Below are 23,001 nucleotides of genomic sequence, written 5' to 3'. Positions count from 1 at the left end.
ACGAAGCGCAACTACTCCTGCGAAGAACAAACGTCGTAGTCGTTGCCGCACAATGCACCGCACCTGACGCGACCGGTCGTCGAGTGAGCCCCTTCAGCCCGTTCAGATGTGTCTGTGACTGGTCGTCTCAGACCACGGTGGAAAAGCCGCCAATGAGACCCTGCAGTCCGTTGACCCATTGAGTCCATACTCCAGTGATCAGCAGTATTCCGATTCCGATGAGAACGGCACCTCCGGCACGGGTAATTGCTGCATGGTGATCTTTGACCCACCTCATGCGACCGCCGCCTCTGATGAGCAGCAAAGAGACAAGCAGGAAGGGAATGCCAAGACCCAGGCAATAACTGAGGGTCAATATGGTTCCGCGAAGCAAGGCACCGGATCCTGTCGGCCCGAAACTGGTCGTCAACGCAAGCACTGCCGCTAATGTCGGCCCCATGCACGGGGCCCAGCTGAACGCGAATGTTCCGCCGAGAAGCGGTGCTCCCCACAGTCCCGCCTGGGGGCGACTCTTGATACGCCACTCCCGCTGGAGAAGACTCAACCCTCCCATGAAGATGATCCCCGCCACGATGACGATTGCACCCATGATGCGATTGATCACGTCCGCCCAGGCGCTGAGAAGTATTCCCGTGAGAGAAAAGACGAGTCCAATTGAGACGAAGACAGCCGAAAAGCCGAGCATGAACAAGAACACACCAATAACCACGCGGAATGTCTTCTGATCTTCGAGTGACTTCCCAGCAAGTCCAGTGACATAGCCAAGATAGCCAGGCACCAGTGGTAACACGCATGGCGACAGGAACGAGATGATCCCGGCAACCACGGCAATCGGGATCGCCAGCAGCATCGGGCCCGAGCTTGCTATCTGTGAGAACTGTTCACCGATCGTTGCCACAGCGATCACGTGTCCTTGGTGATTACATCGGAAATAAGGCCGTCGAGAGTCGAGCGATCGACGATCCCGACGACACGAGCAGCAGGACGACCCTTGGAATCGAGAACCACCGTCGAAGGCACAGCCTGAGGAGGCAGAAGACCGCTCAACGCCGCTACCGCCTGACCTTCCTTATCGAGCATGGAGGGGTAAGTGATGCCGAATTGTCGAGCAAATGCGTTGGCCGCGGCAGCTTCATCTCGGACATTGATGCCCAGGAAGTGCACTCCCTCCTTGCGGAAGGATTCGTAGCTTTCCTGAAGGTCTGGTGCCTCTTCTCGACATGGTGGGCATGCTGCGTACCATAAGTTCAATATCACTGGGCTGCCCTGCCATTCTTGCAAGTCGAAGTCATCCCCGTTTGTCGTGTTTCCAGCCAGCTTCACGGGTGTTGAGCGCTTCGATTCGGGGATCTGGGTGATGACTCCCGTGCCTGACACATACCCCTGATCATTTGATCCGGAAGTGTCCTCGGTACTTTTGTTGGCGGGTGCACATCCGGTGATCGCTGCCAGCATGACCGCTAGAACAGCGCTCCCATAAGCCAGACGGGAGAAGGTATGGATTCGGGATCGCTGTGCATACGCGTCTCGCACCTGGGCCTCCTTGAGGTAACAGTTATTCGACGTTATTCTACGTTATGTAGAAACATGGTTCCCGCTACTTCCACCGTCACTCACATGGGCAAGATCGACGGCAATAACCTCCGCGGAAAGGTCAGCAATTAATGTATAGTCATTGTATGCTGACTATAGCTTCTCGTGTAAATGTGATGAACCGATTGGGACGGGCCATGGCAGATGGGACACGGTCACGGATTCTGCTGTCCCTGCTGGATCGGCCTGGCTATCCCGCGCAATTGGCACGTGACCTGGGGCTGTCGCGGACGAACGTGTCGAATCATCTGGCCTGCCTGCGCGGTTGCGGGATCGTCGTTGCTGAACCAGAGGGTCGACAGACCCGGTATGAGATTGCAGATCCCCATCTTGCTGCCGCGCTGATGGCGCTGGTTGATGTGACGCTGGCCGTCGACGAACATGAACCCTGCATTGATCCAGCATGCTCCGTCCCCGGGTGCTGCACGCCTCATGATGAGCCCGTAGCGACGGCCCTGCAGTGAGCCGCGAATGCTGCGGACCCGACGACGCACCCCCAGGCCCAGTCGACGCCGACGAGGTCGCTGAGCACGAGGAGGTGCCACCGTGGTGGCGCGATCGCTCCCTGGCGCTGCCGGTCGCCTCCGGGCTTCTGTGGGCCACTGGCCTGATTCTGCAATGGATCGGTCTGGAGATTCCGGCACTGGTCGTGTTCGCACTTGGCTTAGCAGCCGGCGCGTGGACATTCGTGCCCGGCACGCTGAAGCGTTTGTTCACAGCCACCGGTCGCGGCCGCTTGGGTGTGGGGCTGTTGATGACGATTGCCGCGATCGGTGCTGTCGCGCTCGGCCACATCGGAGAGGCAGCAGCGTTGGCGTTTTTGTTCTCTGTTGCCGAGGCGCTGGAAGACCGGGCAATGGACCGGGCACAGCAGGGGCTGCGTGCCTTGCTCTCACTCATCCCCGACACTGCCCGCATCTCCCGATTGACTGGCGAAGAGACGATCCCGGCCGCAGACGTCCGTGAGCTCGACGTTTTGCTTGTCGGTGCTGGGGAGCGAGTCGCCACTGATGGGATTGTGACCTCTGGCCGATCGTGGGTGGATACCTCGGCTATCACGGGAGAATCGATCCCGATCGAGGTCGCCCCTGGAGACAAAATCCTGGCCGGGTCAGTCAATGGCACGGGCACTCTCAGCATCGAGGCCAGTGCCGACGGGCGTGATAACTCGTTGACGAAGATCGTGCATCTGGTCGAGCAGGCACACGCAAACAAAGGTGAGCGTGCCCGCATGGCTGATCGTATCGCTCGGCCCTTGGTGCCGCTCGTGCTGATTGCCGCCGTACTGATCGCCGCATTTGGGTTCGTCGTCGGCGACCCGGGTACCTGGATCGAACGCGCTCTCGTGGTTCTCGTGGCAGCATCACCGTGTGCGTTGGCGATTGCGGTGCCGGTCACGGTGATCTCCGCGATCGGGTCGGCGAGCAAGTTGGGTGTCGTCATCAAGTCTGGTGCCGCGTTCGAAGAGCTTGGCACCATTCGCCGGGTCGCGTTCGACAAGACCGGCACTCTCACTCGCAACGAGCCTCGTGTCGTGGCCACCCACACCAGTAACGACTACACGGAGGCAGAAGTTCTCGATCTCGCCGCAGCACTGGAAGCGACGAGTACCCACCCGTTGGCTGAGGCCATCAGCGCCGCCACACCAACCCGCCTGGAGGCCGTTGAGGTCCGAGAACTTCCTGGACACGGTCTCTCTGGAACAGTGGAAGGCCGTAGGGTGCGCGTCGGCAGCCCTCGGTGGATCACCCCTCACGGATTGACCACACAGGCTGCCGAGCTAGCCGATCAGGGCATGAGCATTATCGTCGTCGAAGTCGATGATCAGATCGGTGGAATCATCGGTATCAGAGATGAGTTGCGCCCTGAGGCGACTGAGGCGATTGCGGCTCTGCGTGAACAGGGTATCTCGACAGTGATGCTCACCGGTGATAACGCCCGTACTGCCGAGGCGATAGCTACTCAGGCCGGCATCGATGAGATCCATGCCGAGCAATTACCTGAGCACAAGGCCGAGCGTATCCGCGCTTCCACCGCTCAGGTACCGACGGTGATGATCGGGGACGGCATCAACGACGCCCCCGCCTTGGCCTCGGCGACCGTTGGCATCGCAATGGGTGTGAGCGGATCTGCAGCTGCAGTGGAATCAGCCGATGTCGCATTCACCGGCACCGACCTGCGGTTGATCCCCGATGCCCTGGCACATGCCAAGAAGGGCCGAGCGATCATGACTGCCAATGTCGTCTTGGCTTTAGCAATCATTGTGGTCCTCTTTCCGTTGGCCCTGTTCGGTGTTCTCGGCCTCGCGGCTGTCGTGCTGGTGCATGAGGTTGCGGAGGTGGTCGTGATCCTCAACGGCGTCAGGACCGCCCGCCCGAAACGCCGTATCTACCCATCCGATGTCAGGGACGGAAGCACTCCGTCCTCGACTGCCCCAGTGAAAGCGAGCGACCGTTGAGCCGCAGCGTGAAAATCTCCCTAGCAATGATCGGCGTCGCCGCCCTCGTCCTCGCCGGTCTGCTGGTGTTCAATGACGACAGCAACGAACCAGAACCGGAAACTGCTCCCACCAGTGCAGACACCGCCGACTTACTGGTCCGCGATGACAGCCCCCGCTTGTCTAAGGGTGGCGAAGCAGTGTTCGTGGAGTTCCTTGATTTCGAGTGCGAAGGCTGCCTGTCTCTTTACCCGGTCATCGAGGACCTGCGAAAGGAATACGGGGACCGTGTCACATTCGTCGTGCGACATATGCCCTTACATAACAACTCCGTCAACGCAGCCCTGGCCGCCGAGGCGGCTGCTGAACAGGGCGAGTTCGAGGCGATGTATCAACGTTTGTTCGAAACGGTAGACGAATGGGGCCACCAGGAGACATCACAACGCGAGAAGTTCTCTGGTTACGCTAAGGAACTCGGCCTGGACATGGACCAGTTCACCGCATCCTATGATGATCCGGCTACACTCGAGCGCGTTGAGCAGGGTCAGAAGGACGGGCAGGCCCTCGGTGTCACCGGCACGCCAACGTTCTTCCTCGACGGCGAGAAGCTCCAACCCGAAAGCGTCACTGACCTGGAGGAGGCCTTCGATGCTGCCCTCGAAGACTGAGACTGGCAACAACAGGGAGACACAAGAAACCGCGTTTAAGTCGTCTCGTGGCCTGGGAGCATTGTTCGTCGTCGGCGGGCTCATCGGGTTGATAGCGGCTGTGGTCTTGCTGGTGGAGAAGATGACACTAGCAGCCAATCCGGATTACATCCCCAGCTGCAACGTCAACCCGATCCTTTCCTGCGGGTCGGTAATGGGGACTCCGCAAGCCGCCGCTTTTGGTGTCCCGAACCCGATCATCGGCGTCGCAGGTTTCGCCATCGTCGCAGCTATCGGCACAGGTCTTCTCGCTGGAGGGCGATACACAGCCTGGTATTGGGGCACCATTCAGATCGGTGTAACGTTCGCGGTCGTATTCGTGCATTGGTTGATCTATCAGAGTCTGTACGTCATCGGGGCACTGTGTCCTTACTGCATGGCAGTGTGGGCAGTGACGATCCCCATCTTTTGGTACGCCACTACCCGAAACCTCAGATCCTTGAGCAAGGGACAAAAGTGGATCACTCTGGTCAATGAATACCGGGGAGCGATCCTGACTGGCTGGTTCCTCCTCATCATCGTTCTGATCGCCAACCGCTTCTGGGACTACTGGACCACTCTCGTTTGACCCTCAACGCATCGAGGCGTCACCGCACTAGGTAGTCTCGATACGCAGCGGAGGGACTTGGCCAACAGAGCTGCCATTTTGGTCTGTAAAAGGACCGCCATCTACCTCTGCAACTCACAGACATATCGGCCGACTGTCCACCGCTCATCAGATTTTGTCACTTAACCCGTTAATTATTCTAGGTGTCGCAGACGGTGTTGACGGGAGTTATTGTGACACATCGTCGAGTTCGATCCCGAGGTCGGCGAAATTGGTCCGAACCCGGTCCACGTACTCATCGTCGTGGCGGTACAGGGTCATGAAGTCAAAGAGCTGTCGGGCACTATCAGGATTGGCTTTGGCTTCCTCGACGGCATCGTGAAGAGCTTGGCCAAGGGATTTCGGTTGCCACCCAGGCGATGCCCTCCGTTGTGGTTGCCCCGGATCGATAGAGGTGTCGGGTTCAGGGAGGAATAATCCGGCCTCGCGCCCTTGGCAGGTCAAGTTGCCATTTTCGAGGAGGCTCATCGCGATTGCTGCGGCTTCAAGGGTTTGTTCTTGCTTCCTAGGTGTCAGTGTTTCGATGGGCTGCCACTTTGCTTGGCCGGCTCAGACTCGGTGCCCGGAATGTTCCCATACTTTACGAGTCAGCCTTTGCGCGGCACCGCAATGGCTCATGGTTGCCCCGAGTTCGTCGATGGGACAGGACTGTTCGTGGCGTATCTTGTCAACTAGTGCAGAGACCTCGTTGGCACCGAGACCGAAAGCCCTTAGCCGGGCATGGAGCTGTCAAGCAGAGGAAGAATACGAATGGGCATGGCCGAGAGCGCCTCGAAGGCTACGGTAGCTCACTGCCCCCCCCCCCCCCCCCCAGCCCACGAAGTAGTGATTCAAGTCACAGCTATTCCAGCAACTGCTATCAGCCAAATGCAGCGGCCTGTTAGATGATCTCCCTCCAGTGAATCGGTTAGCTGAGCAACCATGTGTCGCCCTTGCCATGCCGGGTCTTGTATCAGTCGATAGCGCAGCCGCTAGACCAACTATGTCAGTTGATGCTATCTCCGTCATTCTGTGATCCGGCGGTTTTGTGCCCGGCGTATTCGAGCAGTTCCGGATGGTTGACATCAAATGCCGGACGTTCCGAACGGATACGCGGCAAGGATGTGAAGTTGTGGCGTGGAGGTGGGCAGGAAGTCGCCCACTCCAGAGAACCGCCATAACCCCAAGGATCGTCGACTGTGACCTTCGGAGCATTGCGCGAGGTGATCCACACGTTCCAGAAGAACGGAACCATTGACAGACCTAGCAATAGAGCACCGATTGTTGAAATTTGGTTCATCCAGGTGAACCCGTCCTGTGGAAGGTAGTCGGCGTAGCGACGTGGCATTCCGCTAACGCCCAGCCAGTGCTGAATGAGGAAGGTGGTGTGGAAGCCGATGAATAGGATCCAGAAGTGGATGTGTCCGAGCTTTTCGTTGAGCATCTTGCCGGTCCACTTTGGCCACCAGAAGTAGAATCCGGCGAATGTCAAGCCCTGAATTTCGTAGAGGCTGTTTGTCTTGGTTTTCTATGCAGACACACTCGTGGTACCGCCCTGGTCGGTCCACTCCGCGTGAGCTTCGAATAGCGGCCGGTATCCGATCGCTGAATGCAGTCGTTGCCAGTTGTGCCACCCGATCCATTTCGACGTCTCTGCCATCACCTCGATCAATCCCGACCACTCTTTCCGACCAATCAACTCAGCTTTGTAAACCGAGTTCAAGGCCTCAGCAAGGGCATTGATGATGTCGAGATCGCTACGGCGGAGTGGGTGCACTGGTTCAACACGTATCGACCACACGGAGCACTCGATGGCGCGACTCCCACAACGTTTCGAGCGAACTATTTCAGCACGATGTCACGGGCTGCGTAACTCGTGTTGGAGCACACCACTTCCAAGTAGAAAACTCTCCATCAAACCCGGGGATTGACAAGTGCTTTACGACCATGAAGACTGCCTCGTCGACATCGAACGTGATGCGTGCTGATCCTGATCGATCGACGTCTTCGGCATACTGACCGGGGTACCTCGCAAAAGGAATGTGAAAATGATCTGAGTCGAACTCAGGCACACTGGTGACATGGTCATGTCATCAGAACCCCCGTCGGCTGGCAGTCGGATACAGACACAGCGTCCGCTATGGGCGGCAGTCCGTGACGATCTCGAAATTAGAATACGTGCAGGTGAGTTCAGTAGCGGGATCTTTCCCGGCGAACTCGAACTGGCGAAAGAGTACGGTGTCAGCCGCGCGACTATCAGAGCCGCACTCGATCCACTGCGTCGCAGCGGCACGATTTCCGCCCAGCCAGGCCAGGCCTCCCGTGTCGTTCATGTCGCCGAGGAACACGCGTATGGTCCCGTTTACAGTCTTTTTGCTGCCGTCAGAAGTGCCCACATGAGCCAGCGAAGTGCCATCCGTTCTGCGGAGATGTCGACGTCGCCCCAGGCTGCAGGCCATCTGGACCTTGAGCCGATGACTGAACTCGTCCATATCGTCAGAACCCGATATGCCGATGAAGAACCTCTGGCCGAAGACGAGGTCTGGCTGGCCCCCGAAGCGCGCGGAGTCCTCGACATGGACCTGAGCAACACCGCCCTCTACGAATCGCTGCAGCGCCGCTGCGGGCTGACTCTGACGTCGGGAAATGAAACCCTGCACTCGATTAATCTCAATGCCGAGCAGTCTCGCGCGCTGTGCTGCGACCCTGGGGCGGCTGCTTTCTACATTGAGCGAATCGGTCGGATCGGTGACCGTGCCATCGAATGGAGGCAAACCGTCATCCGCGGTGACCGCTTTACCGTCTCGACGACCTACCCTTGATCCCTGCTGTTGATGCAGCCCGAGTTCAAAGGGGGTTCACAAACGCACAGAATGTACGTACATTAAGAGTCTGCAGACATTTTGATTTCGAATTGCTCTGTTAAATGCCACCGTCATCAACCTGATCGGTGGCACCACCTTCAGTAAATCAGGGGGTAGCATTCATGGGCATGCACCATAGAGTCGTCATCATCGGCGGAGGCAATGCCGGTCTCAGTGTGGCGGCCCGTTTGCGTAACGCCGGCCAGAAAGACATTGCAGTTGTCGAACCGGGAGCCGAACACTACTACCAGCCGTTGTGGACTCTTGTCGGCGGTGGGATGGCTGACCGTAGCGAGAGTGCGCACCCGCAGGCGGAGGTCATGCCGCAGGGAGTGGCGTGGATCAAGGACGCGGTGGCCCAAATCCACCCGGACGAGCACACCGTTACCTTAGCTTCCGAGACTGAAGTCAGCTACGACTATCTCGTTGTGTCCCCGGGAATCCAGCTTGACTGGGATCGGATTCCTGGCATGGCCGAGGCTATAAAGACACCAACCGTTTCGAGCAACTACTTGTTCGACCTAGCGCCGAAGACATGGAAGCTCATCAAGGGCATGCGCAAGGGCACTGCCGTTTTCACGATGCCCTCCGGGCCGATCAAATGCGCCGGAGCACCGCAGAAAATTGCCTATCTCGCCGCCGACTACTGGCGCCAGCAAGGCGTCCTCGACCAGATCCGGATCGTACTGGTCTTGCCGACTCCGGCAATGTTTGGCGTTCCTGTGTTCTCCAAGGAGCTTGACAAGGTGGTCAAACGGTACGGCATCGAAGTGCGACTTAGCAGCGAAGTCACCGAGATCGACCCAGCCGCACAGACGGTGACCATCACGGACAATGCAAATGAGAGCAGTGATGAGGTCAACTACGACATACTCCACGTCGTACCCCCGCAGTCAGCTCCTGACTGGATCAAGGCCAGCCCGGTGGCGAAGGCCGACGACCCAAATGGCTATGTCGAGATCGACCCCAACACGCTCCAACACGTGCGCTGGCCCGAGATCTTCTCTCTCGGCGACGCCGGCTCGTCACCGAACTCGAAGACTGGTGCCGCCATTAGGAAGCAGGCCCCAGTCGTGGTCGACAATCTTCTGGCCACCATGGAACGTCGTCCGCTGAGAGCGCGCTACGAAGGGTATGCCTCCTGCCCGCTGACAACATCACGCCGGACCATGCTGTTGGCCGAATTTGACTACAGCATGCAACCGGCACCGAGCATCCCGCTCATCGACACCACACATGAACGGCGGGACATGTGGTACCTCAAGCGCTATGGACTGCCCGCCATGTACTGGAACCTCATCCTCAAGGGACGTGCCTAAGCGCTCAAACCCGCCACACAGCACCTCGATTCTTCCGGAGGAAACACCATGTTATTGGAACGCATTTACGACGAAGACCTCTCCCAGGCCAGTTACTTCATCGGCTGCCAGCAGACGAACGAGGCGATCGTCATCGACCCTCGTAGAGACATCTCGGTGTATCTGGACTTAGCCAAGTCCAACGGCATGAGCATCAAACATGTCACCGAGACCCATATCCACGCCGATTACCTCTCCGGTACCCGTGAGCTGGCACAGGCCACAGATGCCACCATCTACGTCTCCGGCGAAGGAGGCCAGGACTGGCAGTACGGGTTCGAAGGGCAGCGCCTTCACGATGGCGACACCATCACGATTGGCAACATCACCATCGCCGTCGACCACACACCCGGCCACACTCCGGAGCATCTGAGTCTCAAACTCACCGACGGGGCGGCTGCTGATGAGCCCGGGTACTTGTTCACCGGAGACTTTGTTTTCGTTGGTGATCTGGGTCGTCCGGACTTGCTGGACGAAGCCGCAGGAGGGGCTGATACCCGCTACGAAGGTGCCAAGCAGATGTTTGCCAGTCTGCGTGACAAGCTTCTGGCTCTGCCAGATTATGTTCAGATCTATCCGGCGCACGGGTCCGGTAGCGCCTGTGGCAAGGCCCTCGGAGCTGTGCCAACGACAACGGTCGGTTACGAGCGCAACTTCTCCTGGTGGAGCCGCTACGTCACCGACGATGACGAGCAAGGATTCATCGACGAACTGCTGGCCGGCCAGCCCGACGCCCCAGCCTATTTCGGACGCATGAAACGCCAGAACCGCGACGGACCCCGTGTCCTCGGGCACCGGGAACCGCTGACCGAACTCGAAACGGAGGCTGTGAAGAAGAACGTTGAGGACGGCAGTGTAGTGTTCGTCGACACTCGCGACCAGCATAAAGTCCACAATGGGACCGTGCCCGGTGCGATCAACGTCCCGGCCTACAACAAGCCGGCCACACACGCAGCCTGGACTTATGATCCCGAGTCCGATTCGCCGCCGCTCGTGCTCCTCGCCGGTAGCCAGGACATCGCCCAAATGCTGTGGGACCACTTGATTCGGGTCGGCATCGACGATGTGGACGGCTATGTCACCAGCCTCGACGGACTGCCCACTGTCGTGCCGGAACTGGTGTCGCCAAATGATCTGGAGTCCATCGACTACGATCTTTTGCTTGACGTTCGCAACGCCTCCGAATTCGCAGCCGGGTCGATCCCGGGGGCGAAGCAGCTCAGTGCAGGCCGGGTGCTGTGGCACCAGGACCAGCTACCGGAAGACGGAACCGTCGTGACGTTCTGCCAAAGCGGTATGCGCAATTCAGTCGCCGCTAGCGCTCTGCGTCGTTCCGGGCATCACGTGATCGAGCTCGAGGGCAGCTACCTCGGCTGGCAGGCCGCCCAGAAGTAGGTCTGCACTCATACGCATCCGGCGGATGAGTCCGCCGGATGCGTTTTTCTGCTGGAAATTCGGAGCTCATGGACTTCTCACTCATCATCACTTTCGCCTTCGCCCTGATCATCGGCATCTCTCTGGGACTGCTCGGTGGTGGTGGCGCTATCCTCGCTGTCCCGGTGCTGACCTACATCACCGGCATGGAACCGGTCCAGGCGATTCCCTCATCATTGCTCATTGTCGGTGTCACTTCGATAGTCAGCTTGATCCTGCACGCACTGAAGAAGCGAGTGCGATGGCGAACTGGCATCACTTTCGGCCTCGCTGCCATGGTGGGAGCTTTTATTGGCGGCCGGGTAGGAGCTTACGTACCGGCGGTGATCCTCATGTTCTCCTTCGCCGCAGTGATGATCGTCGCAGCTGTTGCGATGATCCGCGGCCGCCGCGAACAACAACGCGACAATGACGAAGGCGAACAGCTACCGATCGTCAAGATTCTTATCACCGGTGTCGTGGTCGGGCTAGTGTCCGGCTTCGTCGGCGCCGGCGGAGGTTTCCTCATTGTCCCTGCTTTGGCACTTCTGGCCCGACTACCCATGACCAGTGCAGTGGCGACCTCCCTGCTGGTGATCACCATGCAGTCCGCCTCCGGTCTGGCAGGTTACGCGCTCTCGACATCGTTGGACTGGGCGCTGGCGTTAAGTATTGCCGGTGTCGCGGTCATCGGGTCATTTGTCGGCTTCTGGTTGAGCAGCAAGATTCCTGATCGTGGACTGCGCAAGGGCTTCGGTGTGTTCGTCCTCGGCATCGCTGCTGTCGTTGTAGCCGAGGAGACGATTCAGCTTCTCAGCTGAATAAGTAGAGTGACAAGCCAGTTTGGGAGCTGAACGATTCGGCTAGGAATATGCCATGCGATGGCCGGGGCTAGGCCAGCGAGAGAAAGAGCTTTTCCATGTCGGCACGGTCGTCCGTGGGGTCCTCGCTTTTGAGACACTGCTCCAGACCGGTGGCGATGATGGCAAACCCGGCGCGATCGATGGCCTTGGAAGCGGCGGACAACTGGGTGACAACCGTATGGCAGTCGCTGCCTTCCTCCAGCATACGAACCACCGCGTTGATCTGTCCTTGGGCGCGCTTGAGCCTGTTGATGACGGGCTTCATGGTGTCCACTTCAAGTTCCATGATGGGGTTCCTCCAGAGTCTTGGTTTATCTCAATCATATACCCCAGGGGGTTTCCTGGGGTATCGTTGACTGCAGATTCGATATACCCCTAGGGGTATGTGACATAATCAAAGACCAAGGGGGCAGGCGAGCCTCCATCGACAACCCCAAACCGAAGGAATTACCACATGTGCCGAGCAGTCAAATGCCGTAAATGCCAAAAAACCACCTGGGCCGGATGTGGCCAGCACGTCGAACAGGTCATGGCCCACGTGCCGCGCAATGAGCGCTGCTCCTGCGACTCGAACGTACAGAAAGGGCCCAGCAAGGAAGGCGGCTTCTTCGCACGTCTCTTTGGCCACTAAGCTCCGGCCCTGTCGTGAGGCAAGTGGCTTCGGGGTTCAGGTAGCGAATGACTTGACGCATACCCCTAGGGGTATTATCGTTTGATGTGAAATTCATACCCCCAGGGGTATGAAGGGTAGGTAAACCACGACCAACAACAAGGGGAACCAATGCTTCTCGAACGCATCTATGACGAAGATCTGGCCCAGGCCAGCTACTTCATCGGCTGCCAGGCCAAAGGCGAAGCCCTCGTGGTGGACGCCCGCCGCGACATCCAGGTCTATCAGGACCTTGCCGCGAAAAACAGCATGAAGATCACCGCCGTCGCCGAAACTCATGTCCATGCCGACTACCTCTCCGGCACCCGGGAGCTGGCCGCGGCTACTGGCGCGGAGATCTACGTCTCGGGCGAGGGCGGGGAAGACTGGCAGTACGGGTTCGAGGCGGAACGCCTCCTCGACCAGGACGCGATCAAGCTCGGAAACATCAGCGTCCAGGCCCTGCATACCCCGGGCCACACCCCCGAGCACCTCTCCTTCCTGGTCACCGACGGCGCCTTCAGCGACCAGCCCGGCTTCCTGCTCTCGGGCGACTTTGTCTTCTCCGGGGACCTGGGGCGCCCGGACCTGCTCGACGAGGCCGCCGGCGGTACCGACACCCGATTCGCCGGGGCGCACGATTTGTTCGCCTCGCTTCGGGACAAGTTCCTGGCTCTGCCGGACTATGTGCAGGTTTACCCGGGCCACGGCGCAGGCAGCGCCTGCGGCAAAGCGCTGGGTGCAATCCCGTCCTCCACAGTCGGCTACGAGCGCAACTTCGCCTGGTGGGGCAACTACCTCGAGTCAAACGACGAGGAGGGCTTCGTTGAGGCATTGCTCGACGGGCAGCCCGATGCCCACGCCTACTTCGGCCGCATGAAACGCGAAAATCTCCAGGGCCCGGTGATCCTGGGCGAGCGGACCCCGCTGGCCGAGCTGGCCACCCGGGATGTCGCGACCGCACTGGCCGCCGACGAGATCGGCGTGGTCGATACCCGCCACAACACTCTGGTCCACGAGGGCACCGCAACCGGGGCCCTGAACATCCCTGCCGGCAACAAATCGGCAAGCTATGGCGCATGGGCCATGGACCCGGAAACGGACCAGCGCCCGCTGGTGCTGCTGGCTCCGGACAGCGAGACCGCCACCGGAATGTGGGACCACCTCATTCGTGTGGGCATCGACAAGGTCGCCGGATACATCACGTCCCTGAACGGCCTGCCGGCCTATGTTCCGGAGACTCTGGCCCCGGCCGACATGGCCGGGTTTGATGCCGCCATGCTGCTGGACGTGCGCAACATGAGCGAGCACACCGCCGGGCACATTCCCGGTTCCGTCCAGCTCAACGCCGGACGAGTCCTCTGGCACACCGAGAAGCTTCCGGCCGACGGCGTGATCGTGAGCTACTGCCAGTCCGGGGTCCGTAACTCCGTGGCCGCCTCCGCGCTGCGCCGTGCCGGGTTCAACGTCGTCGAGCTCGAGGGAAGCTACGCCGGCTGGAAGCACATGCAGAACGCCTAATTTCTCCACCGCCCACCACTCAACCACAAATTCTACGTATTCCTGGTCCCGCGTCCTCCTTTCTGGATCCGAGACCGGCCGGGCACCATGTCCGGCAGAAAGGGCCCACAAGCCATGAACCCCGTTCCCCAGACCACCAGCCCCGAAGAACTCAAGGACTGGATCGCTTCCGGCTCCAACGTCGTGGTGCTTGACGTGCGCTCCGCCGCCGAATTCGAATCCCGGCACATCTTGGGTTCCTACAACGTGCCGCTGCCGCTGCTGGCCGAACACGCCGAGGAACTTGCCTCGAAGCTTGACACCAAGGTGGTGCTGGTCTGCCAGTCCGGTGTGCGCGCCACCGAAGCCAAGACAAACCTCGCGTCGGTCGGTTTCGGCAATGCCCATGTCCTGGCCGGCGGTGTCCCAGCCTACAAGCAGGCCGGCGGTCGAACCGTTGAAGGGTCCAAGCGCTGGGACCTGGAACGCCAGGTGCGCATGACCGCCGGCTCCCTCGTGATCGCCGGGCTGGCCGGCGGGAGGTTCCTGTCCCCACAGATCCGCACGGTCGCCGGGGTCATCGGGGCGGGCCTGACCTTTTCCGCAGTCACCAACACCTGTGCCATGGGCAAGGCCCTGGCCAAGATGCCGTGGAACAAAACCGGCAACGAGCCGACTCGTGAATCGGTCATTGCCCAGCTTCCGCCCAAGAAGTCCTAGAACACACCTGCTTGGCCCGCGGTCAACGGGTTTCCTCCCGAGCCCCGGGCCCGGGTCGCGTTGGTCCGGGCCTGGAAACTACCCTCATACCTCCTGAACACCCCACAATCGCCGCCTCGCTCTTCGTCGTCGGCGCAACCTCCAATTCGGGATGTTCCCGGGTGAAGAGTTTGGCGGGGGAATTTGGGTGAGGCACGACCCTCGGAAAAGCGGGGAATACCTACGAGTCTCGAGTCCCGTCGAGGGGTAGCAAGAGATAGCTGCAAACAGCAGGAAATAGTGGGCGGCCAGTGTTATGATTACCCCAATCGTTCGGCCCGCCTCGGAGCTACTTCCGGGAGTGGGCCGGATTTATTCCGGTACGGTGACCAGCATGGTGCACCCACTCAAGCCGTGGCTTTCGATCCAGGACCAGATCAACCAGCTACGCGGCCGTGGCATGGAGATTGCTGACCAGGATCAAGCAAGCCATGCACTGACATCACGGAGCATCCTACGCGGGAAGGAAAGGTGTTCTGCGCGGCGGTCCTTGATGCATGTAGTCGCAAAATCGTGGGCTGGGCGATCGACTCGAAACAGGATTCTACGCTTGTTGTGAATGCACTCGATATGGCGATCCGGGCGCGCACGCCGGCACCCGGCGGGGTTGTCCACGCCGATCATGGAGTCCAGTTCACCTCATGGGCGTTCACTCAGAAGATCCGTGCTGCGGGCCTACTTCCCTCGTTTGGAACAGTCGGGGACGGCCTTGATAACGCGATGATGGAATCGTTCTGGTCGTCTATGCAGATCGAACTTCTGAACCGCAAGAAGTGGAAGAGCCGTATCGAGCTCGCAAATGCCATGTTCGAGTACATCGAAGTGTTCTACAATCGCAAGCGGAGACACTCAGCACTGGGGTATTCGACTCCATCGGAATTTGATCTCGCTGTCTCCCACCCGCTGACATCCGCCAGAAGCTAGCGACCCAAACTGGAAACCAAACCGTAGGGCAGGTCACTGTGACCGATCCTTGCATCAGTCCCGACTAACTAAAGACTGCACCCTGTGGTTAGGACGGCAGCGTATGAGTAGAACACCGAAGAGAAGACCGCGACGAAGGCGGCCATCACGCTGGCCAGAGCAATGACGGGCGGCACCCCGGCGGCCATACTAGCGGGCGAGACCAACTGGCGGATCCTGTCGGGTCCGGCGATGTTGAGGGCATAGGGCCCACTGAGGTGAACGGGCTTACCCGAAGGCTGCCCAATCTTGAGCAGGGCGCTGGCCAGGGGCATTGTCCCGGTGGTTCGACGCGCTCGATCGTCGGCAGCGATCTCAAGGTAGAGGGGAACGCAGGCGGCCACCTCGGCGAACAGGGGAACGAAATTCAGCGGTCGCACGAAGGTGTCGACTATTGCCATGATTCGGTGATGTCCGCCCTCGACGTGGGCTCTCTCGTGTTCGAGTACAGCGGCGAGCTCATTCTTGTCCAAGCTCACGCGCAGCGCCTGGGATATGATTACTCCGCCGTATTTCTGTGGCAGTGAGAATGCGAAGGGAGTCTGCTGGTCGAGGACGTGCAGGGACTGGCCATCGATATCGGCGACCGCCGAGTCCCGACGCAGACGCTGGGCTGCAGCCGAGTTCGCTCGCCTGCGCCGAGTTCGCTGGTGCAGTCCCCACACCGCAGAGATGAGGGAGAGCATAAGCGGGAAGATGAGGAAGAGGACGACCGGGACCAATGTGTCGACCTGTGCCAGCCCGGGGAACGGGCTGGCTGCGATGAGGCACCGCTGGCACACATCGGCAAGGGGAACGGGGAGAACATCCGGCCCCTTGAACAGCGAGGCCGCCATGAGGCTCAGCGCTGCCACGACGGCCCACCACATCAGGGACACCAACAGGAGCCCATACACAGCCAGTCGCGGTACTCGCATGAGAACAGGCGCGGCCGTTCTGACGAGAAAAGGACCGATGAGGGAGATGAGGGCGAACAGAGCGATTGCGCCGGCGCCGATGAGCAGCAGACTCATCTGCGTTCGTCTTTGGAGTTGAGATAGCCGCGGAGGAGCTCGGCGTCCTCGGCTCCGATGCCTTCGACGAAGTGCAGGATCGATGCAGCTCGGTCTCCCCCGTTGAGCAGCGCCTTCTGCATGAGCGTCGCCGCATGTTCTTCGCGGCTGATGATCGGACGGTGCAGCACCGATCTGCCCTGTCGCTCACGTCGCACGAGGCCCTTCCGTTCAAGGTTCGTCAGCACAGTCGCGATCGTCGTGTAGGCGGGAACATTGTCTAGGTCCTCGATGATCTGCCTGACCGTCAACGACCCGTCGTCCCACAACAGGTCCATGACTTGCTGCTCGAGGGCCCCGAGGCGAATCGGCGATGATTTCTCAGTCGAACCCGACTTTGATGTCATGGCAGACGGCTCCTTTCACGAGTGGGCACCGGACAGGAGAACTGCCCCTTGAGGCGGACGACCACCGCGACCAGCAGGAGGAGGACCGACAACACCGCCAGCACAGGCTGCAGCGGCGCAAAGTATGTGAGAGCCCCAGTGTAGCCGAGCACCAGAAGCGCGATCTTGTTACAGACAGGGCACCCGACCGCGAACCACCCGAGCATGCCGCCCACGGTGCCGAAAGCACCCCCACGACGTTGGGGCTTGTCATCGACGTCCTCGTCGACCGGCGTGGGAATCTCATCGGCAACACCCTTCGTCCCACGAGAGCCCTTCACCTGCGCGCCGGGCTCGCGGATATAAGTGGCGATGAGCAGGCCCAGGAGGATCGACATGAGAATCCACACTGGATAGTCCCACCACTCGGGAGGGATGTCTCTGGCGAAGAGGGAGTTGGGGATGAGCACCGTGGACAATCCGATGATGAACGCAGAGACACCGGCCGCCGCGATTGCCACTACGATGCGGCGGGTGCCCCACATTCGAAGCGACTGGGTCGCCTCACAGAGATAGGAGATCAGCAAGAGGGTCCCTTCATCGAGCGGCTGCCGAGAGTATGTTTACGATGAGAGCTAGTATACTATGCGTAATAGTAAAGTCCCAAGGAGCGCCGCTTCGAGTGCGTGCCCACCCGACTCTCCCGAATCGACTTCCCCCAAGGAGGCTTCCGTGTTCCGTTCCACTCGCGGCCCTATGTTGTGGCTCATACCTTTAGCTGTCATCGTTCTCGCCGCAGTGCTCATTGGTGTGGTCATCGCCAACCAAGGCTCCGCCGACGACAGCGCGAACGCACAATCGCAGAGCGAGTCGGGAACCGGCGAAGAAGAGGTCGACCTGTCGTTCGTCGAGCACAGGGTCGAAGACGACTCTCGCGCTCTCGGCGATGTCGATGCGCCGGTGACTCTCGTGATGTTCTCCGACTATCAGTGCCCGTACTGTGCGGCCTGGAATGAGGAGACGATGCCGACCATGATGGACTACGTCGACAAGGGTGATCTGCGGATCGAGATGCGTGACCTCGCCGTCTTCGGTGAGGAGTCGGAGAGGGCGGCTCGCGCGGCCTATGCCGCCGGCCTCCAAGGCAAGTACTGGGAGTTCCACAATGCCATGTTCGAAGGCGGTGAGCATCCCCCGAAGTCCGAGCTCGACGATGACTCGCTGGTGGCCACGGCCAAGGATCTCGGCCTCGACCCGACCAAGTTCAAGGGGGACATGAATTCGGTCGAGGCTCATGATGAGTTCGAGGCCAATGCCCAAGAGGGCTATTCCCTGGGCGTGGCCAGCACCCCGACGTTCGTCATCGGCGGCAAACCTCTCGTGGGGGCCCAGCCGACGGATGAGTTCGTCAGTGCCGTTGACGATGCCCTCGCCGAGGCGGAAGGCTGAGGAAGCGTGAGGCCACGGTCCACCGTCGCGTCGGTTTTCTCCATCACTCTCGCCGTTGCCCTCGGGCTCAGCGCCTGCTCCGCGTTCGGCTCAGACACTCAGTCGTCCGAACCGACCCCGGCCGGATCGCAGGCTCCGAGCTTCGATCCCGGTGGGGCCGACAGTGATTCCTCTGCGGCACGAGCCGTCGATCCCGGCTGGGACTCTCCGGCGCAGGAAGCGAACGGGACATTCCTGTCGATGCACGAGAACGACGACAGCCTCGAATATCGGGCCGTCGATTCGACCGGGGAGGTCCTGTGGACTGCGCAGCGTCCACGAGCCTGTTCCGCTTATCTCGTCACCACCACCGATTCCGGCCCCATCGCAGTCCTCATGGACCAAGACCTCTCGACCGGCAACTCACTCACACCTACCGCTAGCGGCTATGACCTCAAGACCGGTCAGAAACAGTGGGGACCGGTGGAGACGCCCGGCGCAATGCTGGGCAACGGCCTCATCTTCGCAGGCGCACCGAAGGACTACATCGGACCCAGCGGTCCCCGCACCGCACTCGACCCGGCCACCGGAGACGTGGTCGCCGCCGAAGGAGAGGACGCAGGCGAAGGTGGTGACGCCTCGCCACGTGTGGTGGCACTGTTCGGTGAACATCTCGTTCGCAGCCAGGGCGGTGACATCGTCGGTGAGGATCTCGATGGACAAAAGCTATGGAACCGAGCAGCCGAGGACTTCAGCATGTCAACGTCCGAGGTCCGGGAAATCCCCTGGGAACCGACCGGCGAGTCCCATGCACTGGTGGGCGACGCAGGCAGCGAAACACGGACTCTGATCGACCTGCGCTCGGGTGCCACCGTCGATTCCGAGATCTCTGGGGCCTGGTTCGATTCATCGACCGACACCCTGGTCACGGTCGGGTCCGAACTGCACGGCTTCGACGCCGATGGGACCAAACGCTGGAGCACGCCGCTGCCTGAGGACGCCGCGGTCACCGCCGTGGGCGCCGGTCTCATCACCTTCGACTCAGAGAGTGGGAGCGAGCCGGAGAACGAGAGCGACTCGGACCAGGAGGAGCAGTCAGTCACAGACAGATCCGCTCGCGACGGCAGTCCCATCAAGAAAGATACTCCACTGCTCAAGGCGACCAAGCAGCTCGGGGCACCCCACTACATCTCCGAATCCGGTGCCGCGCTCATCGGTGACCCACAGACACCGTTGTTGATTACGAGTCAGAGATGAACGTGGCAGCACCGGTCTACCATGACATGCTCTTTACTAAGTTCCATAGTAATTCAGGAGTGGTGATATGCCGAGACACGAAGCGCTCAGGCCCCGATATCGTTGGTGGATACCCCTCGCGGTCATCGCCTCGGCCCTGGCTCTCGTGCTCATGATCCTCTTCATGGATCGAGAGCAGGGCGACAATTCCGCCCAGAAGGCGACCGGCGAGCACACGGCGCCGGATGTTGTCGTCACCGAGGTCGAGGATCCCCAGCAAAAGGATGTCAGCGATTTCGACAGCGACGATGACGACCCACTGGCCGAGGGTCCAGTCGATGCTCCGGTCACACTCGTCGTCTTCTCCGACTATCAGTGCCCGTACTGTGCGGCCTGGTCTCAGGACACTCTGCCGAAGATGCTCGACTACGTCGACTCCGGTGATCTGCGCATCGAATGGCGCGAGGTCAACGTTTTCGGCTCCGCGTCCGAACAGGCCGCCAAGGCGGCATACGCGGCCGCTCTGCAGGATAAGCACTGGGAGTTTCACGACAAGCTGTTCGCCGGAGGCAAACCACGCCCGCCGAAGGACCTCTCTCCCGAAGCGCTGACATCCGTGGCCGCCGATATCGGCCTCGACATGAACCAGTTCGAGAAGGACATGAACTCCTCTGAAACAGCCGCGGCAGTCGACAAGAACGCCAAGCTGGGCACCGAACTCGGCGCCTTCTCGACTCCGACGTTCATCCTCGACGATCAACCCTACGTCGGAGCCCAACCCACCAGCGTCTTCGTTGACGCCATAGAACAGAAATTGGAAGGAGCGAACTGATGGACATCGGATTACTCAGCGCTTTCATCGGCGGAGCCCTCGCACTGCTCAGCCCGTGCGCGGCGCTGCTGCTGCCGGCCTTCTTCGGCTCCACGGTAGGGGCCGGGTCACGACTACTGCTCCACGGTGTCATCTTCTACGTTGGAATGCTGCTCGTCCTCATCCCCCTGGGGATGGGAGCAGGAACCCTGGGAGCAATCTTCACGGCCTATCGCGGAACGATCGTCCTCGTCGCCTCGGTGATCCTCGTCATCCTCGGCATCGTCCAGTTCTTCGGATTCGGGTTCGACCCCGCTAAGGCACTGCCCGGCGCCGACGCCATGAGGTCCAAATCCGCAACGGCAACGGGAGCAACGAAGACCTTCCTCCTGGGTGCCACGAGCGGGATTGCCGGAATCTGCTCCGGGCCCATCCTCGGCGCGGTCCTGACTCTGGCGGCCACGAGAGGCAGCGTATTCCTCGGCGGTGTGATGCTCGCGATCTACGGTGCCGGCATGGTCGTGCCGCTGTTCATCATCGCGGCCCTGTGGTCGCGGATAGGGCCACGTGCCAGGTCGGTCATGCGCGGAGGCTCGGTCAACTTCTTCGGCCGCCGGCTACCCGTCATCTCGATGGTCACCGGAGCCCTGATGATCCTCATCGGCATCGTCTTCTGGATGACGAACGGTCTTGTCTCGGCACCGTCCCTGGTCTCGACGTCCACCCTTGCCCATATTCAGGAATGGGCGGGCTCCTGGACCTCGACCACGCTCGACATCCTCGTCGTCTGCCTCTTGGCAATCGTCGCCATCGCCCTGTGGTTCAGTCATGAACGCCGACGCAACAGGGACAGGACGGGCAGGGAAGAGGGCCAGGAGCCGACGGAGACTGCGACGGGAACGGCAACGGTGACCGGGTCGGAGACTGCAAAGGCTCCAAAGCAGGTCAGAGACGAGCCGAGACCCTGATGGCCAGGCGCAGACTCGTCACTATAGCCGTCGGCCTGAGCACCACGCTGGCTCTCCTCGGCTGCACCTCGACCGAGGCACCACCCGAGTTCGAACGCGAACCGAGGCAGGTCGGTACGGAACTCGACGAGGTCGATGCCTCCGATCTGCAGTTGCCCCTGATCGTCGAACCGCTCGAGCTCGTAGAGCCGGGCTGGGATCTCGACGTCAAGCACCACGGCGATGTGTTCCTGTCCGCAGGAAGCGGTGACGACCATTTGGACTTCAGCGCTGTTGACAAAAACGGCACCACCCTGTGGCAGGCCCCACGCCCCACGGGCTGCACCGGCTTCAGTGTCACCGCCGACAGTGAGGGGACGCCGTTGGCAGTGCTCACCGATTCGGCATCCGATAAAACCTGCGACACCGAGGTGACGGCCACCGCCTATGACCTCGAAACGGGGGAGCAACGGTGGGGCCCGAGCGACGTGCCCGGTCCGATGCAGGGCCCGGGGGTAGTCTTCTCGGCTGCTGATCAGGGCGAGACCGTGGCACTCGACCCCGATACCGGTGGAGTTGCAAGTGCCGAATCCTCGACATCGCGCGTCCTCGGCGAATATCAGGGAACCATCCTCAGCGTTGGTCAGGACACTCTCTCCGCCTCGAACGGAGGAGACACCGCGTGGGAGATTCCGCTGGCGGATCACGACTGGAGCGTCGAGGGGCTTACAGCCTTCCCCGAACAGGTCGACGGTCTCATTCACCTCGATGCCGACGATGGGTCCGGGCCCGTCATCGATGCAGAAACTGGTGATGTCCTCGACGAGTCCGCCAGCGAGATCGCTCGAGATGCGAACTCGGAGATGATCATCACGAGGGACGAGCAGGGCCTGACGGTCATCGATGAGACGGGCACGAACGAACTGCCCGTCTCTCTGCCCGAGCCCGTGGTCTTAGAGGCTGCCGTCGGCGGGCTCATCTATCTGCGCGAGGGCGAGAGTCTGCGGGTCCACAACACAGCCACCGGCAGCATCGCCAGGGGCTACCCTGCCGAGGGCTCGGGCATCGTCGCAGTTCCTGACCTCTTCACGTCACAAGGTCTGGGAACTCTGCGGGCCGGTGACAGAACGTTGCTAGCGACGGACAGAGTTGTCAAGGATGTACCTGAGCAATAAGCAACGGAGAATTGCCCCGTTCCCAGTCCAGGCCCACGAGCCACGAAGTGTTGACAGAACACCGCCAATTATCGCTGAAGCTCACAGCAGTGCTGACTCGCACGTAACCGAGGATCTGGCCGAATAGGGCGTCTGTGGGGTTCTCGGAGTCGCTAGGCATATGTGTCCAATCCGTTGAAACGTAACCCGCTTGACAGCATTTGTCAGTTTCAGTACCCAAATGCAAACATTTCAGAACTAGGCTTCACATGCAGGCCAAGCGAGCAAGCGTCTTAACGGTGAAATGTGCGAGTGGCTGCGTTCGCCTAAGCGTACGCAGCCACTCTCCACCACC

24 protein-coding genes and 3 pseudogenes are annotated in these 23,001 nt (G+C 60.4%); 18 read left to right on the top strand and 9 right to left on the bottom strand.

Annotation, left to right across the window (positions count from 1 at the left end):
* Positions 1-127: 127 nt before the first annotated feature.
* Complete coding sequence (locus PGC08_RS07365) at positions 128-907, bottom strand: cytochrome c biogenesis CcdA family protein (RefSeq protein ID WP_009885369.1); 780 nt, start codon at positions 905-907, stop codon at positions 128-130.
* Entirely contained in the window at positions 904-1,455 is a 552-nt protein-coding gene (locus PGC08_RS07360; protein WP_271709859.1) for a TlpA family protein disulfide reductase, read from the bottom strand. The genes PGC08_RS07365 and PGC08_RS07360 overlap by 4 nt, the downstream gene beginning before the upstream one ends.
* Positions 1,456-1,679: 224 nt before the next feature.
* Here PGC08_RS07360 and cmtR point away from each other — a divergent pair, with 224 nt between their 5' ends.
* The 4 genes from cmtR to PGC08_RS07340 are packed head-to-tail and all read left to right on the top strand — an operon-like array spanning position 1,680 to position 5,305.
* Entirely contained in the window at positions 1,680-2,057 is a 378-nt protein-coding gene (cmtR, locus tag PGC08_RS07355) for a Cd(II)/Pb(II)-sensing metalloregulatory transcriptional regulator CmtR (RefSeq protein ID WP_271709858.1), read from the top strand.
* Positions 2,054-4,051: a heavy metal translocating P-type ATPase gene (locus tag PGC08_RS07350; protein ID WP_271709857.1), complete on the top strand. Its 1,998-nt coding sequence runs from the start codon at positions 2,054-2,056 to the stop codon at positions 4,049-4,051. The genes cmtR and PGC08_RS07350 overlap by 4 nt, the downstream gene beginning before the upstream one ends.
* A gap of 26 nt (positions 4,052-4,077) precedes the next feature.
* The gene (locus PGC08_RS07345; protein ID WP_271710048.1) at positions 4,078-4,698 is read left to right on the top strand and encodes a DsbA family protein; all 621 of its coding nucleotides are present in this window, start codon (positions 4,078-4,080) and stop codon (positions 4,696-4,698) included.
* The gene (locus tag PGC08_RS07340; protein ID WP_025777896.1) at positions 4,679-5,305 is read left to right on the top strand and encodes a vitamin K epoxide reductase family protein; all 627 of its coding nucleotides are present in this window, start codon (positions 4,679-4,681) and stop codon (positions 5,303-5,305) included. Before PGC08_RS07345 ends, PGC08_RS07340 begins: the two co-directional genes overlap by 20 nt.
* A 207-nt stretch (positions 5,306-5,512) precedes the next feature.
* Here the strand turns inward: PGC08_RS07340 and PGC08_RS07335 are convergent, their stop codons facing one another.
* The 3 genes and pseudogenes from PGC08_RS07335 to PGC08_RS19570 form a co-directional block, all read right to left on the bottom strand.
* A complete protein-coding gene (locus PGC08_RS07335) occupies positions 5,513-5,812 on the bottom strand; it encodes a hypothetical protein (protein WP_271709856.1) in 300 nt (99 codons plus the stop codon).
* Between the two features lie 517 nt (positions 5,813-6,329).
* Positions 6,330-6,809, bottom strand: a pseudogene (locus tag PGC08_RS07330) (cbb3-type cytochrome c oxidase subunit I); the annotation flags it as partial.
* A gap of 42 nt (positions 6,810-6,851) precedes the next feature.
* Positions 6,852-7,100 (bottom strand): integrase core domain-containing protein, encoded by a 249-nt coding sequence (locus PGC08_RS19570; RefSeq protein WP_442868162.1) that lies wholly within the window; start codon positions 7,098-7,100, stop codon positions 6,852-6,854.
* On the opposite strand from PGC08_RS19570, the gene PGC08_RS19565 reads away from it, so the two are divergent.
* The 6 genes and pseudogenes from PGC08_RS19565 to PGC08_RS07305 all read left to right on the top strand — a co-directional run bounded on the left by PGC08_RS19565 (position 7,095) and on the right by PGC08_RS07305 (position 11,779).
* The gene (locus PGC08_RS19565; RefSeq protein ID WP_442868161.1) at positions 7,095-7,196 is read left to right on the top strand and encodes a hypothetical protein; all 102 of its coding nucleotides are present in this window, start codon (positions 7,095-7,097) and stop codon (positions 7,194-7,196) included. The genes PGC08_RS19570 and PGC08_RS19565 overlap by 6 nt on opposite strands.
* A gap of 208 nt (positions 7,197-7,404) precedes the next feature.
* Positions 7,405-7,590: pseudogene (locus PGC08_RS07325) on the top strand (GntR family transcriptional regulator); the annotation flags it as partial.
* A 129-nt stretch (positions 7,591-7,719) separates the two neighbouring features.
* The gene (locus tag PGC08_RS07320) at positions 7,720-8,145 is read left to right on the top strand and encodes a GntR family transcriptional regulator (protein WP_271710047.1); all 426 of its coding nucleotides are present in this window, start codon (positions 7,720-7,722) and stop codon (positions 8,143-8,145) included.
* A gap of 164 nt (positions 8,146-8,309) precedes the next feature.
* Positions 8,310-9,506 (top strand): NAD(P)/FAD-dependent oxidoreductase, encoded by a 1,197-nt coding sequence (locus tag PGC08_RS07315; protein ID WP_271709855.1) that lies wholly within the window; start codon positions 8,310-8,312, stop codon positions 9,504-9,506.
* 48 nt (positions 9,507-9,554) lie between these two features.
* On the top strand, positions 9,555-10,940 hold the full coding sequence (locus tag PGC08_RS07310; protein ID WP_271709854.1) for an MBL fold metallo-hydrolase: 1,386 nt from the start codon (positions 9,555-9,557) through the stop codon (positions 10,938-10,940).
* Positions 10,941-11,008: 68 nt separating this feature from the next.
* Positions 11,009-11,779, top strand: a complete 771-nt coding sequence (locus PGC08_RS07305; protein ID WP_271709853.1) for a sulfite exporter TauE/SafE family protein — start codon at positions 11,009-11,011, stop codon at positions 11,777-11,779.
* 70 nt (positions 11,780-11,849) lie between these two features.
* Here PGC08_RS07305 and PGC08_RS07300 read toward each other — a convergent pair whose 3' ends face one another.
* The gene (locus PGC08_RS07300; protein WP_271709852.1) at positions 11,850-12,107 is read right to left on the bottom strand and encodes a metal-sensitive transcriptional regulator; all 258 of its coding nucleotides are present in this window, start codon (positions 12,105-12,107) and stop codon (positions 11,850-11,852) included.
* 495 nt (positions 12,108-12,602) lie between these two features.
* Between PGC08_RS07300 and PGC08_RS07295 the strand changes: the two genes are divergently transcribed.
* From PGC08_RS07295 to PGC08_RS07285, 3 genes and pseudogenes are all read left to right on the top strand, one after another.
* Complete coding sequence (locus tag PGC08_RS07295; RefSeq protein ID WP_271709851.1) at positions 12,603-13,991, top strand: MBL fold metallo-hydrolase; 1,389 nt, start codon at positions 12,603-12,605, stop codon at positions 13,989-13,991.
* 114 nt (positions 13,992-14,105) lie between these two features.
* The gene (locus tag PGC08_RS07290) at positions 14,106-14,690 is read left to right on the top strand and encodes a rhodanese-like domain-containing protein (protein ID WP_271709850.1); all 585 of its coding nucleotides are present in this window, start codon (positions 14,106-14,108) and stop codon (positions 14,688-14,690) included.
* 474 nt (positions 14,691-15,164) lie between these two features.
* Positions 15,165-15,653, top strand: a pseudogene (locus PGC08_RS07285) (IS3 family transposase); the annotation flags it as partial.
* A 68-nt stretch (positions 15,654-15,721) separates the two neighbouring features.
* On the opposite strand, the gene PGC08_RS07280 reads toward PGC08_RS07285, so the two are convergent.
* The 3 genes from PGC08_RS07280 to PGC08_RS07270 are packed head-to-tail and all read right to left on the bottom strand — an operon-like array spanning position 15,722 to position 17,657.
* Positions 15,722-16,705: a M56 family metallopeptidase gene (locus tag PGC08_RS07280; protein WP_271709849.1), complete on the bottom strand. Its 984-nt coding sequence runs from the start codon at positions 16,703-16,705 to the stop codon at positions 15,722-15,724.
* Positions 16,702-17,091: a BlaI/MecI/CopY family transcriptional regulator gene (locus PGC08_RS07275; protein ID WP_271709848.1), complete on the bottom strand. Its 390-nt coding sequence runs from the start codon at positions 17,089-17,091 to the stop codon at positions 16,702-16,704. Before PGC08_RS07275 ends, PGC08_RS07280 begins: the two co-directional genes overlap by 4 nt.
* Positions 17,088-17,657, bottom strand: coding sequence for a hypothetical protein (locus PGC08_RS07270; RefSeq protein WP_271709847.1), 570 nt, complete (start codon positions 17,655-17,657; stop codon positions 17,088-17,090). The genes PGC08_RS07275 and PGC08_RS07270 overlap by 4 nt, the downstream gene beginning before the upstream one ends.
* Positions 17,658-17,826: 169 nt before the next feature.
* On the opposite strand from PGC08_RS07270, the gene PGC08_RS07265 reads away from it, so the two are divergent.
* From PGC08_RS07265 to PGC08_RS07245, 5 genes are all read left to right on the top strand, one after another.
* Positions 17,827-18,519 (top strand): DsbA family protein, encoded by a 693-nt coding sequence (locus tag PGC08_RS07265; protein ID WP_271709846.1) that lies wholly within the window; start codon positions 17,827-17,829, stop codon positions 18,517-18,519.
* Between the two features lie 6 nt (positions 18,520-18,525).
* A complete protein-coding gene (locus tag PGC08_RS07260) occupies positions 18,526-19,755 on the top strand; it encodes a hypothetical protein (RefSeq protein ID WP_271709845.1) in 1,230 nt (409 codons plus the stop codon).
* A gap of 67 nt (positions 19,756-19,822) precedes the next feature.
* Positions 19,823-20,566, top strand: coding sequence for a DsbA family protein (locus PGC08_RS07255; RefSeq protein ID WP_271709844.1), 744 nt, complete (start codon positions 19,823-19,825; stop codon positions 20,564-20,566).
* Positions 20,566-21,513: a cytochrome c biogenesis CcdA family protein gene (locus PGC08_RS07250; protein ID WP_271709843.1), complete on the top strand. Its 948-nt coding sequence runs from the start codon at positions 20,566-20,568 to the stop codon at positions 21,511-21,513. The genes PGC08_RS07255 and PGC08_RS07250 overlap by 1 nt, the downstream gene beginning before the upstream one ends.
* Positions 21,513-22,667, top strand: a complete 1,155-nt coding sequence (locus tag PGC08_RS07245; RefSeq protein WP_271709842.1) for a hypothetical protein — start codon at positions 21,513-21,515, stop codon at positions 22,665-22,667. The genes PGC08_RS07250 and PGC08_RS07245 overlap by 1 nt, the downstream gene beginning before the upstream one ends.
* The last annotated feature ends 334 nt before the right edge of the window (positions 22,668-23,001 follow it).

Source organism: Brevibacterium sp. BDJS002, assembly GCF_028201555.1.
Classification (GTDB): domain Bacteria; phylum Actinomycetota; class Actinomycetes; order Actinomycetales; family Brevibacteriaceae; genus Brevibacterium; species Brevibacterium aurantiacum.
The sequence above is the reverse complement of the archived record's forward strand: the minus strand, read 5'-3'. Positions and strand labels throughout refer to the sequence as shown.

Coding starts and splice junctions, on each gene's coding strand:
- PGC08_RS07295 (WP_271709851.1), top strand. CDS start 12,603: ATGCTTCTCGAACGCATCTATGACGAAGATCTGGCCCAGGCCAGCTAC.
- PGC08_RS07255 (WP_271709844.1), top strand. CDS start 19,823: ATGCCGAGACACGAAGCGCTCAGGCCCCGATATCGTTGGTGGATACCC.
- PGC08_RS07265 (WP_271709846.1), top strand. CDS start 17,827: ATGTTGTGGCTCATACCTTTAGCTGTCATCGTTCTCGCCGCAGTGCTC.
- PGC08_RS07305 (WP_271709853.1), top strand. CDS start 11,009: ATGGACTTCTCACTCATCATCACTTTCGCCTTCGCCCTGATCATCGGC.
- PGC08_RS07250 (WP_271709843.1), top strand. CDS start 20,566: ATGGACATCGGATTACTCAGCGCTTTCATCGGCGGAGCCCTCGCACTG.
- PGC08_RS07345 (WP_271710048.1), top strand. CDS start 4,078: ATGATCGGCGTCGCCGCCCTCGTCCTCGCCGGTCTGCTGGTGTTCAAT.
- PGC08_RS07340 (WP_025777896.1), top strand. CDS start 4,679: ATGCTGCCCTCGAAGACTGAGACTGGCAACAACAGGGAGACACAAGAA.
- PGC08_RS07245 (WP_271709842.1), top strand. CDS start 21,513: ATGGCCAGGCGCAGACTCGTCACTATAGCCGTCGGCCTGAGCACCACG.
- PGC08_RS07335 (WP_271709856.1), bottom strand. CDS start 5,812: ATGAGCCTCCTCGAAAATGGCAACTTGACCTGCCAAGGGCGCGAGGCC.
- PGC08_RS07320 (WP_271710047.1), top strand. CDS start 7,720: ATGAGCCAGCGAAGTGCCATCCGTTCTGCGGAGATGTCGACGTCGCCC.
- PGC08_RS07315 (WP_271709855.1), top strand. CDS start 8,310: ATGGGCATGCACCATAGAGTCGTCATCATCGGCGGAGGCAATGCCGGT.
- PGC08_RS07290 (WP_271709850.1), top strand. CDS start 14,106: ATGAACCCCGTTCCCCAGACCACCAGCCCCGAAGAACTCAAGGACTGG.
- cmtR (WP_271709858.1), top strand. CDS start 1,680: ATGCTGACTATAGCTTCTCGTGTAAATGTGATGAACCGATTGGGACGG.
- PGC08_RS07300 (WP_271709852.1), bottom strand. CDS start 12,107: ATGGAACTTGAAGTGGACACCATGAAGCCCGTCATCAACAGGCTCAAG.
- PGC08_RS07280 (WP_271709849.1), bottom strand. CDS start 16,705: ATGAGTCTGCTGCTCATCGGCGCCGGCGCAATCGCTCTGTTCGCCCTC.
- PGC08_RS07360 (WP_271709859.1), bottom strand. CDS start 1,455: ATGCTGGCAGCGATCACCGGATGTGCACCCGCCAACAAAAGTACCGAG.
- PGC08_RS07275 (WP_271709848.1), bottom strand. CDS start 17,091: ATGACATCAAAGTCGGGTTCGACTGAGAAATCATCGCCGATTCGCCTC.
- PGC08_RS07310 (WP_271709854.1), top strand. CDS start 9,555: ATGTTATTGGAACGCATTTACGACGAAGACCTCTCCCAGGCCAGTTAC.